The organism is Sphingomonas sp. 2SG (assembly GCF_005503285.1).
GTDB classification, from domain to species: domain Bacteria; phylum Pseudomonadota; class Alphaproteobacteria; order Sphingomonadales; family Sphingomonadaceae; genus Sphingomonas; species Sphingomonas taxi.
This window is the reverse complement of sequence record NZ_SCMZ01000023.1, coordinates 51,029-62,096: the sequence shown is the minus strand read 5'-3', so window position 1 is coordinate 62,096 and position 11,068 is coordinate 51,029. Positions and strand designations below refer to the sequence as shown.

Here is an 11,068-nt window from a genome sequence, read left to right as displayed (position 1 = left end):
GGGCGGGCTTGATGCCGGGGGCGCCGTGACAGACCGCACAGGCATTGGCGAAATGGCCGGCGGCGCTGACGAGGCCGCTGCGGTCGGCGGGATCGTCGGGGCTGGTGAAGGCGGCGTGGGTGCGCACCGAATTGCGCATCGTCCAGTGCAGGAACCAGTCGGTGATCGGCCAGTGGCCGCTCGATGCGGCGATGTTGAACACGCCCGACCAGGCGAAGAGCAGCCCGGCGACGGCGAGGCCGACCAGCGTCGCGACCGCGCGCGCCCAAGTGATGCGGATCGTCATGCGATGGCCTCGTTGCGGGTCTGGAGCAGCCGGCCGAGCATCGCCAGCCCGCCGAGCAGATAGGCGACGCCGCCGACGAGCAGCATGACGACGCCGGCGATCTGCTGGTCGATCAGCGCATCGACGCCGTGGTGGGTGTAGAGGGGGCGGGGCGCGAGGCCGATCAGCGCGCCGAGCAGCGTCATGTGCATCGAGGTGACGAGCAGCGCCCCGACGCCGGCGGCACGATGGCGGGGCGCGAGCACCGCCGACCAGAGCAGCAGCCCGGCGGCGAGGAAGCTCGCCTGTTCGAGGATCAGCCATGCCGGCTGGTGATCAGCGAGGCGGCGCAGCGCGGGGACATGCCAGCCCCAGACGATCACCGCCTCGATCAGCGCGGCAGGCAGCGGTGCGGCGAGCCGCGGCCAGCGCGTCGCCGGGTCCCAGCGGCCATGCTGTACGCCGATCGCGACGAGCGGCGCGGCGATCGCGACGGCGATCATATGCGCCGCCATATGGCCGGTCATGCCCCGGCTGCTCAGCACCCAGCCGAGCGGCAGCAGCGCGAGGCCGGCGGCGAGGCTGGCGCGCCTCACCGGCAGTCGCTCAGCACGATAACCGGCATCGCGGTGAACACCACTGCGACGAAGCTCAGCGCGGACAGCAGCAGCGTCGAATATGCGAGGAAGCGCAGCCGGTCGCTGTCGGTGCCCTCGTCATGCGGTGCGGGCGCTCCGGGGGTGCGTGCCTGCTGCCAGGCGATCACGCCCGCCGCGGCGATCACCAGCAGCGCCACCAGCGTGCCGATCGCAAAGGCCGTCGGAAAACGCGCCCACATCCCGAGCTTGGCGCAGGACACCGCCGCCCAGAGGTAGGAGAAGAGGAAATGCACCGCCCAGGTCGTCGGCGGGACGATCAGCGTCCACAGCGTGACGTTGAGCCGGCGCGCACGCCGCAGCCAGCGCCTCACAGCCCCGCCTCCGGGAACAGGCCGATCGTCAGATAGGCGACGAGCGCGGTGAGCGCGAAGAAATGCTGGTAGACGGTAATGTTGCGCAGATCGGCGTCATACGTCGGCGTCATCCGCCCGGCGAGGCTGCGCGCGAGCGTATAGGCCTGCATGATCGCGCCGATCGCGGCGTGGACGAGCGTCCAGATCACCAGCACCCAGACGATCGCCGGATAGACGTTCGCTTTCGGATCGAGCCCGTCGAGGCAGCGCAGGCCGGTGGTCAAGCTGGCGATCGCCGCCACCGCCCCGGCGACGAGCAACGCCCGTGCCGGCAGCACCGCGCCGCGTGCGTGGATGCCGCGTGCGGCGACGGTCGCCGCCCAGCTCGCCAGCGACAGCAGCAGCGTGACGATCGGCCAATAGGCCCCCGGTCCGTCGAAGCCGGCGCCGAAATCGGGATGGATCGTCCAGTAGAAATAATAGCCGAAGACGAGGCCGGAAAAGGCGGTGGCGTCGGCCATCATCGTGATGAACATCGCCCACCAGCCCGGCGCGGCAGGCCCGGAGATATACAGCGGCAGGACGATGCCGTGGCCGATCGGCTTTTCGGGCTTTTCGGGGATTTCGGCGGTGTCCCACAGCCACCACAAAACGCAGGCGAGCGTGACGACGCCGCTGAGCGCCGACAGCAGATACAGGTGATAGGTGGTCAGGATGAACACCGCGCCGAGCGCGACCGCGGTCATCATCGGCTTGACGCTCGGCGTGCCGAGGCGGATCACCGAGACCGGCCTGGCGTCGAGCACCGAGGTGATGATCGTCTCACGCCGGCCCTCTTCGGCGTCGGGGAGGAAGAATCGGCCTTCGTCGACCTTGGCGACGAAATCCTTCTGGTCCCAGATCGGATAGCGGCTCTCGATCAGCGGCACCGAGCGAATGCCCCAATCCTCGTCGTCGGGATGCGCGAGCCATTCGAGCGTGCCCGCGTTCCACGGGTTGCGCGGCGCCTTCTGCCGCGTCGGCGACAGCGCGAGGTCGACCACCAGCACCAGCACACCGGTGGCGAACAGATAGGCGCCCGCGGTCGAGGCGAGGTTGAGCCAGCCGATGTTGAGGTCGGCAGGATAGGTGAAGACGCGCCGCGGCATCCCCTCCAGCCCCGACAGGTGCATCGGGAAGAAGGACAGGTTCACGCCGACGAACATGATCCAGAAGGCGATGCGGCCGAGCCGGTCGCTGAGTTTCTTGCCGGTGATGAGCGGCCAGTAATAATAGAGGCCGCCGAACAGCGGCAGCAGCGTGCCGCCGATCAGCACGTAATGCAGGTGCGCGACGATGAAATAGGTGTCGTGCGCCTGCCAGTCGAACGGTGCGATCGCGACCATCACGCCGGTCAGTCCGCCGATCACGAACACCGCGAGGCTGCCGCTCGCATAGAGCAAAGGCACCGACCATTTGACCTTGCCCGCCCAGAGCGTCGCGATGAAGGCGAAGATCTGCACGCCGGTGGGGATCGCCACCGCTTCCGACGCGGCGGAGAAGAAGGCGAGGCTGATCTTGGGCAGGCCGGTCGCGAACATATGGTGGACCCACAGGCCGAACGACAGGAAGGCGGTGCCGACCGCCGCGAGCACGATCCACGGATAGCCGAGCAGGTGACGCTGCGCGAAGGTGGGGATCATCATCGCAAACAGGGCGATCGACGGCAGGAAGACGATATAGACCTCCGGGTGGCCGAAGATCCAGAACAGGTGTTGCCACAGCAACGGATCGCCGCCCTTGGCCGCGTCGAAGAACGGCCAGCCGAGCAGCCGCTCCATCTCGAACAGCAGGTCGCCCGCGATCAGCGGCGGGAAGGCGAACAGGATCATCACCGCGACGACGAGGATATACCAGGCGTAGAGCGGCATCAGGTTGAGGCGCATGCCCGGCGGGCGGCATTTGAGCACGCCGACGATCAGTTCGACCGCGGCGGCGACCGACGACACCTCGATGAAGCTGAGGCCGAGCATCCAGATGTCGGCGCCGAGCCCGCTGAGATCGGTCCGCGTGGTCAGCGGCGGGTACATGAACCAGCCGCCGTCGGGCGCGGCGTTGAAGAAGATCGATCCGCCGACGAAGACGCCGCCGAGCAGGAAGCTCCAATAGCCGAACGCCGACAGGCGCGGGAAGGGCAGGTCGCGCGCGCCGAGCAGCTGCGGCAGCAGGATGATCGACACCGCCTCGAACATCGGCACGGCGAACAGGAACATCATCATCGAGCCGTGCAGCGTGAACAGCTGGTTGAACGTGTTCGCCGAGACGAGATCGTTGTCCGGCACCGCCAGCTGCGTGCGCATGACGAGCGCGAGCACGCCGGCGAACAGCATGAAGCCGAAGGCGGTCAGCGTGTACCAGACGCCGATGCGGTTGTTGTTGACGTCGGTCCAGCGGAAGAACCAGCCCGAGGGCGGCTTCCACACCGCACGCAGCCGCTCTTCCTGGGCCGCGCGGAGCTGCGGATCGTCTTGCGCGTGGAGGCTCATTTCAGGCCCTGGAGATAGCGGGCGATGGCGGTGGCCTCACCGTGCGGGAGTTGCGGGAAGGCGGGCATGCGCACGCCGGGCTTGGTGGCTTCGGGATGGCGGATGAAGCGCGCGACATTGGCGGTCGTCATCGGCAGGATGCCCGCGGCGAGCGTCTCGCGCGCGCCGAAATGCGTGAGGTCGGGACCGATACCGCGCGCGCTGCTGCGGCCGACGACGTGGCACGCGGCGCAGCCGTTGGCGGCGAACAGCCGCGCGCCGGGATCGGCGGCGGCGGGGGTCGCCGGGCGGCGCTGCGCGGCGAGCCAGGCGTCGAACGCCGCGGGCTCCATCGCGACGACGTCGAGCGCCATCAGCGCGTGGCTGAGCCCGCAGAATTCGGCGCACTGGCCGCGATAGCGCCCGGCCTTGTCGGCACGGACGACGAGCGTGTTGGTGCGGCCGGGGATCATGTCCATCTTGCCGCCGAGCCCCGGAATCCAGAAGCTGTGGACGACGTCGGCGGCGGTGAGGCGGAAAGCGACGGTGCGGCCGACGGGGATGCGCACCTCGTTCGCGGTCTCCACCGCGCCGCCACCGGGCGGGCGATAGGTGACGCGCCACCAGAATTGCTCGCCTTCGACCGCGATCCGCATGTCGGCGGGGCCGACCGGGCGTGGTTTCATATAAGGCAGCGAATAGACCAGCAGGCCGAGCAGCACGACGGCCGGGATCACCCCGCCGAGCCAGAGGACGACGCGCATCCCTTTTTGATGCGTCAGCGCGCCTTCCCGCGCCCGCACCGCATGGCGCATCAGGACCGCGAGACCCGTCGCGATGACGACGGCGCCGACCAGCATCAACAGGAACAGCCGCCGTATGTCGACGGCGTCGGCACCGAATGGCGCCAACGTCGATTGATGCATGTTGCATCCGGCCAGCGCGATCGCCGTGGCGATCGCAGCTCCTGACTTTACCCCCCGCATGCGCGCTCAACGCGGCAGGTCCGTTTCGGTTCGTTCAGATATCGTAAGGAAAGATTGCTCGGTCCGGATGGGCCTTCATTTCGTTACGCCGCATCGTCCTTCTTGATCACGCTGATCTCGCCATCGCCTTCCATGATGACGTGATGGACAAGCTCGAGATCCTCGACGCCCTCTTCCCGCAGCTGCTGCATCAGCTCCTCTCGGTTCATCAAGGCCTTGCGCATGTTGGCACGATTGAGTTTCCCGTCCTCGACCAGCACCATCGGGGGAGCGGCGGTGAGGAAGGCGAGCGGCTTGAAGTGGTAGCTTGCCCAATTGAGGACCCAGCTCCAGAACAGGATCGTCAGAACGAAGACGGCGCTCTCGGTGATCGACTGCGCGTCGCCGCTGAATGCCGGCTGCGCGCCATCGACGACCGCCACGACGACCAGGATGTCGGCGATATTGACCTGTCCGCCCTCCCGCTTCAGCAGGAAGCGCATCACCAGGAACAGGAAGAGGTACATGATCGTGCCGCGCGCGATCACCTCCCATAGCGACAGCTCGGGTTTGAACATCGACGACCAGTCGGGCATGCGCACCTCTCGGTCGAGTGAACGCGCCGAGCAGCGCATAGGCTCTATTTCAATATGTTGCCGTATCCGGCGTCGGACGCTGGGGCGATGTGTTCGCGAGCCGCTCCAACGGGAGCGAATGTCCCGCCGGGGTCGATCCGGTCAGCTGCGGGTCGAGTTCGCCGGCGTTGATCGCAGCTTCGAACGCATCGAGCATCGCCGGAAGCGCTTCGGCCTGCCAGAACGTGACCGACTGCCCGCCGATGACCATAGGCTGGCCGTCGGGACGCATCGGCGTGAACGCCACGCGTCCGGCGCCGTCGGCGGCGAGCCACCGCCCGCCGGCCGGTGCGGACGGGTTCGTGTCAAACGCGGTTCGCGCCTGACGCAGATCGGTGAGCAACGCCGATCGCTCCGCCTTGGCGTCGACCGGATCAGCGGCGGCCGCGGCAACGGAACCGACCGCGGCGGCCGTGTTATCAACGATATCTTTCAGCGACATATCCTGGCTCCAGCGCGGCGGACGAGATCACGCGCGGGGCCTCAACAGTCCATCGGCGACATCGGCCCCTGCGGGCTCAAAATTATCACGCAATATGAAGGCGATACGTCGCTGGGATGCTGAGACACGAAGAGCCCCGGACACATGGTCCGGGGCTCCGTGAGGCAACAGTCTGAAACGGATCAGAAGTGGCCGATGATCCCCAACGAGGGGCGGACCGTCTCGAAATTCCCGGTCGTGGCGACTTCGGCGCGGAAGCGCACGCCCTCCTTCTTCACGAGACCGTCGAGCCCGATCGCCTTGGGCCCGAACTCGCCGCCGACGCCGTAGGAGATGCGGCCGAAGTCGGGGCTGTTGTTGCCGTAGCGATCGAAGTTCACCCAGCGATAGCCGACCTTGCCATAGACCAGCCCGGTTTCACCTGCACGCACGCCGGCGCGGCCGTGGACGCCATATTCCCAGTCGATGTCGCCGCTGAAGCCTTTGGCGGCATTGCCTTCGACACCGACGAAGAAGGAACCGAGCGGCACGTTCACGCCCGCGACGCCTTCGACGAGGCCGCCCTTCAGGCGATCGCCGGGCGCCGAGAAGGGAATGCCGTGGCCCGGGTTGCTCTCGAAACCTTCGTACACGCCGGTCACGCCGACATACGGATCGATCCCGAAGGCGCGCGAACCGTCGGACGTCGTGTCCTGGGCAAAGGCTGCGGCGGGGATCAGGAACGCGGCACTGGCCGCTGCGAGAAGCAGCTTCTTCATATCAATCACCTTGTAAGCGGCAGGCGAAACACAGCCTGTCAGGTGATGAAACCGCCGTCCTTCGATGCGTATCCGACCGCCGCAAACGGCACGGAGAGCGTGTTGCAATGCGGCAACAGCCTCTTGAAAGGCACTTCAAGGATACTATTGCTGGCCCTTACCGTTGGTCGCTTAAGTTCGGGTGTCATACCTCGCTGGATCAGAGAATAACCGACAGAAGCAGTCGGGGACAAGCTCGCGCGCACGTCGCGCCTCGCCGCCGTCATTGTCGTGGAGGAGCGTAGCGGCAAGGATATGAAAAGCTCTGCATCCAGTCGATGCGCCGCGCGATCTGCTTCAAGGCAGGGCTGCCGAAGAAGATGACCGTCGCCGGCTTCCGTCACGGCAGGATCGCGAAGGTCCGGTCGGTAAGCGCCGATGTGTTACCGATCTCCAGTGACGCAACGCTCGACGTCACGTGGATCGGCCGCAAGGCGACCGCTGACAACGCTTACAAAATGCCGCGGCGCGCCGCGCGCACGTCATCAAAATCGGGAAGATTTGTCGGAAATCGTATCGGAACATGTCGAATAGACATGCCTCAGCCGCTGTCGAAAACTTCGGTTATTTGCGGCGGAAGGGGTGGTGGACGCACTTGGGCTCGAACCAAGGACCCGCTGATTAAGAGTCAGCTGCTCTACCAACTGAGCTATGCGTCCATGACCTGGCCTGTTGTTGGCGCTTTGGAGAGGCGCCGGCCCCGTCGGGAGGCGGCCAATTAGCAGTCGTGCCGCAGGTTGCAAACCCTTTTTTGCACCTGCGGCATTTTTTGTCTCACCAGCGCACCGCACGGCGGTTTTGGCGGTCGATCGACATCAGAACGCCGATACAAAGCAGGACGGTCATCTGCGCGGAACTGCCGAAACTGACGAGGGGCAGGGGGATGCCGACCACCGGCGCGAGGCCCATCACCATCGCGAGATTGATTGCGACGTAGAAGAAGATCGTCGTCGCCAGCCCGGCAGCCGTGAGGCGTGCGAAGCGGGTGGTGGCGTGCTGGCCGACGTTGACCCCCCAGCGCACCACCAGGATGAAGGCGAGGATCAGCAGGCAGCCGCCGACCAGCCCCCATTCCTCCGCCATCGTCGCGAAGACGAAGTCGGTGTGGCCTTCGGGGAGATAATCGAGATGGCTCTGCGTGCCGTTGAGGAAGCCCTTGCCCCAGATCCCGCCAGACCCGATCGCGATCTTCGACTGGCTGATGTGATAGCCGGTGCGCAGCGGGTCGCTCTCGGGGTCGAGGAAGATCAGCACGCGGTTGCGCTGATAATCGTGCAGCACGTAGTTGAAGGCGATCGGCGCGGCGACCGCCAGGGCCAAGGCGCCGCCGATGAACAGCCGCATCGGTACGCCCGCCAGGAACATGACGACGACGCCGCCGCCGCAGACCATCAAGGCGGTGCCGAGATCGGGCTGTTTGGCGATCAGCGCGGCGGGGATGCCGACCAGCAGCGCGGCGGGCCAGATCGCGCCGAACCGCCGCGTCTCGTTGGGCGGCAGCATGTCGTAGAAGCGCGCGCAGGCGAGCACGATCACCGGCTTCATGAATTCGGAGGGTTGCAGCTTGATGCCGACGTCGAGCCAGCGCTGGCTGCCGCCGCGCACCGCGCCGACCAGCTCGACCAGCACCAGCGCAACGACGATCACGACATAGGCGGGCAGCGCCGACGCCTTCCAGATCCGCTCGGGGACATAGGAGATGCCGAGCGCCGCGCCGAGCAGCACGAAGAAGCGAATGCCCTGCGACAGCGCCCAGGGCTGGAGCGAGCCGCCGGCGGCGGAATAGAGCACGATCTGGCCGAACGCACCGATCGCCACCACCAGCAGGATGACGCGCCACGGCTGGCGGGCGATGGGATCGGGGACGATACGGCTGCGGGTCATGGTTCGCTTCGTTCGGTCGTGCCGTCTTCGGCGACGGTGTTGCCGACCGGACCGGGGGTGGCGAGCGCCGCCTGGGTCTGGTTGGCGAGATCGGTCGCCGCCTCCACCGCATCGGAATCGCTCGGTACGGTCGCGTCGGTCTTGGTGGCGTTGGCGGCGGGCGGCGGCGATTGTGCGGCGCGATAGGCGGCGGCCTGCGCCGCCATGCGCGTGCCGATGTCGCCGCCCCAGGTCGGCTCGACGTCGGCGAGGCTCTTCATCGCGCGGTCGCGATCGAACAGATAGGTCATGATGTCGCGGCCGATCATCGGCGTGTCGAGGTTGCGGACGGTGTGGCCGTTGTGTTCGAGCACCACCGCGATCGCGTAGCGCGGGTTGTCGGCGGGGGCGAAGCCGACGAACAGCGCGTGGTCGCGCATCTTGAAGGGCAATTGGCCGTTCTTGATCACGCCGGTGCTGCGCCGTTCCGCCATGGTGATGCGGCGGACCTGCGCGGTGCCGGTCTTGCCGGCGATGGCGACGCCGGGCACCAGCATCCGCGCGGCGGCACCGGTGCCACCCTGATTGATCACGCCGTACATCGCATCGCGGACGATCGCGAGATGCTCCGAGGCGACGGGCAGGGCGGGGGCGTCGAAGTGGACGTGGTCGGCGAGCAGGCTCGGCTGCAACGTCCGCCCGGACGCGATGCGCGCCGCCATCACCGCGAGCTGGAGCGGGTTGGCGAGCACATAGCCCTGGCCGATCGACGCGTTGAGACCGTCGGCGACGGTCCAATTGTGCTTGTACTTGCGCAGCTTCCACTCGGAGTCCGGCACCGTGCCATAGCGCTGCGTGGCGATCGGCAGATCGAACTTCTGGCCGAGCCCGACCAGCCGGGCGATGGGTGCGATCTTGTCATAGCCGAGCCGGCGGATCATCTCGTAGAAATAGATGTCGCAGCTCTGCTCGATCGCGCCCTTGAGGTCGAGCGGGCCGTGGCCGCCCTTCTTATGGCAATGGAAGATGCCGGTGCCGACGCGGAGCGCCCCCGAGCAGACGATGCGGTCGTGCGCGCCGACGCCCGCGGCGAGCAAGGCGAGGCCGTTCATCGGCTTCACCGTCGACCCCGGTGGATACAGACCCTGCGTCACCTTGTTCATCAGCGGCACGTGGTCGTCGTCGGACAGCATCTTCCATTCGAGATGGCTGATGCCGTCCGAGAAGCTGTTGGGGTCGTAGGCGGGCATCGACACCATCGCCAGCATCTCGCCGGTGCGGCAGTCCATCACCACCGTCGAGCCCGAATTGGTGCCGAGACGGCGCGCGGCATATTCCTGCAAGCCGGCATCGATCGTCAGCCGCTGCGTCTTGCCCGGTACGTCGGCGCGGGTCGGCAATTCGGCGACGACCTTGCCGCGCGCGGTGACCTCGACGCGCTTGGCGCCGGGGGTGCCGCGCAATTGCGTCTCGAGCTGCTTTTCCAGCCCGTCCTTGCCGAGCTTGAAGCCGGGGGTGACGAGCAGCGGGTCGCGCGTCTTCTTGAACTGTTCGGCGTTGGCGGCGCCGACATAGCCGGTGAGATGCGCGACCGCGGCACCGGCGGGATAGGCGCGCGCGAAGCCGCGGGTCGGCGCGACGCCGGGCAATTCGGGCTGGCGCAGGCTGATCGCGGCGAACCGGTCCCAGCTGATGTTCTCGGCGACCTGGACGGGCTGGAAGCCGGCCGCGCCCTTGAGGTCGATCCTGATCCGCTCGACGTCGTCCGGGGTCAGATCGAGCAGCCGCGCGAGCAGCCCGAGCACGCGGTCGCGACCGGCGTCGCCCCCTTCGAGGCGGTCGGGGATGATGTCGATCCGGAAGTCGGTGCGGTTGTTGGCGATCGGCGCGCCGTGGCGGTCGATGATCCAGCCGCGGCGCGGCGGGATCATCGTCAGATTGACGCGGTTGCTCTCGGCGAGGAGATTGTATTTCTCGTTCTGCGCGATCGCGAGCCAGCCCATCCGCGCGGCGAGCAGCACGCCGACCCCCGCCTGTGCGGTGCCGAGCAGCCAAGCGCGGCGCGAGAAGCTGTACGTCTGCATCGCCTCGGTGACGATGCGGGGCGAGCGGCGGATCATGCGGCCGGTCCACGCTTGCGGTCGATCCAGGCGACGAAGCGGACCGAGAGGGGGAAGAGCATCACCGCGATCATGATCTGCGCCAATAGCACGGGATCGACGTGCGCGCCGAGCGGAAGCGCGATCCAGCGCCCGACGGTGAGGCAGAAGGCGAGCGCGCCGCTGGCGATCAGCCAGTCCTGCCAGAAGTCGCGGAACACCAGTCGCTGCTCGATGAGATCGATGGCGATGAAGCAGAGCGACCAGAGCAGAACCGCCGAACCGAGCGGCTGACCGCTGACGAGATCGTCGAACAGGCCGAGCGGCGCCGCCGCCCAGGGGCGCAGCGCGAAGCGCGCGAGCAGCCGCCAGGTCAGCAGCATCAGCAGCCCCAGCGGCGGCACCAGCGCGAGGCTGGCGACGACCGGCAGCACCGCGGTGAGCGCGGAGCCGCCGAGGACGCTCATCCACGGCACCGCCCGCGCCCGGCCGGGCGGCAGCGGCGGTTCGAAGGGCCGATAGTCGATCGTGGAGCGGGACATGGGA

At 67.3% G+C, this 11,068-nt stretch carries 10 protein-coding genes, 1 tRNA gene and 1 pseudogene; all 12 read right to left on the bottom strand.

From position 1 onward, the window contains the following. Positions 1-286: pseudogene (locus FFS23_RS11280) on the bottom strand (c-type cytochrome); the annotation flags it as partial. Further along, complete coding sequence (locus tag FFS23_RS11275) at positions 283-861, bottom strand: cytochrome c oxidase assembly protein (protein ID WP_137898691.1); 579 nt, start codon at positions 859-861, stop codon at positions 283-285. The pseudogene FFS23_RS11280 and the gene FFS23_RS11275, both read right to left, overlap by 4 nt. After that, a complete protein-coding gene (locus FFS23_RS11270) occupies positions 858-1,235 on the bottom strand; it encodes a hypothetical protein (protein ID WP_038660042.1) in 378 nt (125 codons plus the stop codon). The genes FFS23_RS11275 and FFS23_RS11270 overlap by 4 nt, the downstream gene beginning before the upstream one ends. Further along, on the bottom strand, positions 1,232-3,742 hold the full coding sequence (ctaD, locus tag FFS23_RS11265) for a cytochrome c oxidase subunit I (protein WP_137898690.1): 2,511 nt from the start codon (positions 3,740-3,742) through the stop codon (positions 1,232-1,234). The genes FFS23_RS11270 and ctaD overlap by 4 nt, the downstream gene beginning before the upstream one ends. Beyond that, positions 3,739-4,647: a cytochrome c oxidase subunit II gene (coxB, locus tag FFS23_RS11260; protein ID WP_249340638.1), complete on the bottom strand. Its 909-nt coding sequence runs from the start codon at positions 4,645-4,647 to the stop codon at positions 3,739-3,741. Before coxB ends, ctaD begins: the two co-directional genes overlap by 4 nt. 143 nt (positions 4,648-4,790) lie before the next feature. Beyond that, positions 4,791-5,321, bottom strand: a complete 531-nt coding sequence (locus FFS23_RS11255) for a DUF421 domain-containing protein (protein ID WP_081974327.1) — start codon at positions 5,319-5,321, stop codon at positions 4,791-4,793. Positions 5,322-5,331: 10 nt separating this feature from the next. Next, positions 5,332-5,763 (bottom strand): hypothetical protein, encoded by a 432-nt coding sequence (locus tag FFS23_RS11250; protein ID WP_038660031.1) that lies wholly within the window; start codon positions 5,761-5,763, stop codon positions 5,332-5,334. Between the two features lie 182 nt (positions 5,764-5,945). Continuing rightward, complete coding sequence (locus tag FFS23_RS11245) at positions 5,946-6,521, bottom strand: hypothetical protein (RefSeq protein ID WP_038660028.1); 576 nt, start codon at positions 6,519-6,521, stop codon at positions 5,946-5,948. A gap of 622 nt (positions 6,522-7,143) precedes the next feature. Then, positions 7,144-7,219, bottom strand: a tRNA-Lys gene (locus FFS23_RS11240). Positions 7,220-7,334: 115 nt separating this feature from the next. Next, positions 7,335-8,444 carry a rod shape-determining protein RodA gene (gene rodA / locus FFS23_RS11235; protein ID WP_038660025.1) on the bottom strand — a complete coding sequence of 370 codons (1,110 nt, stop codon included), beginning with the start codon at positions 8,442-8,444 and terminating at the stop codon, positions 7,335-7,337. After that, positions 8,441-10,543, bottom strand: a complete 2,103-nt coding sequence (gene mrdA, locus FFS23_RS11230; protein ID WP_171009457.1) for a penicillin-binding protein 2 — start codon at positions 10,541-10,543, stop codon at positions 8,441-8,443. Before mrdA ends, rodA begins: the two co-directional genes overlap by 4 nt. Beyond that, positions 10,540-11,064, bottom strand: coding sequence for a rod shape-determining protein MreD (gene mreD / locus FFS23_RS11225; protein WP_038660022.1), 525 nt, complete (start codon positions 11,062-11,064; stop codon positions 10,540-10,542). Before mreD ends, mrdA begins: the two co-directional genes overlap by 4 nt. Positions 11,065-11,068: the final 4 nt, after the last annotated feature.

Excerpts from the sequence above, each read along its gene's own strand:
- mreD (WP_038660022.1), bottom strand. The coding sequence starts at position 11,064 with ATGTCCCGCTCCACGATCGACTATCGGCCCTTCGAACCGCCGCTGCCG.
- ctaD (WP_137898690.1), bottom strand. The coding sequence starts at position 3,742 with ATGAGCCTCCACGCGCAAGACGATCCGCAGCTCCGCGCGGCCCAGGAA.
- coxB (WP_249340638.1), bottom strand. The coding sequence starts at position 4,647 with ATGCATCAATCGACGTTGGCGCCATTCGGTGCCGACGCCGTCGACATA.
- mrdA (WP_171009457.1), bottom strand. The coding sequence starts at position 10,543 with ATGATCCGCCGCTCGCCCCGCATCGTCACCGAGGCGATGCAGACGTAC.
- FFS23_RS11250 (WP_038660031.1), bottom strand. The coding sequence starts at position 5,763 with ATGTCGCTGAAAGATATCGTTGATAACACGGCCGCCGCGGTCGGTTCC.
- rodA (WP_038660025.1), bottom strand. The coding sequence starts at position 8,444 with ATGACCCGCAGCCGTATCGTCCCCGATCCCATCGCCCGCCAGCCGTGG.
- FFS23_RS11245 (WP_038660028.1), bottom strand. The coding sequence starts at position 6,521 with ATGAAGAAGCTGCTTCTCGCAGCGGCCAGTGCCGCGTTCCTGATCCCC.
- FFS23_RS11255 (WP_081974327.1), bottom strand. The coding sequence starts at position 5,321 with ATGCGCTGCTCGGCGCGTTCACTCGACCGAGAGGTGCGCATGCCCGAC.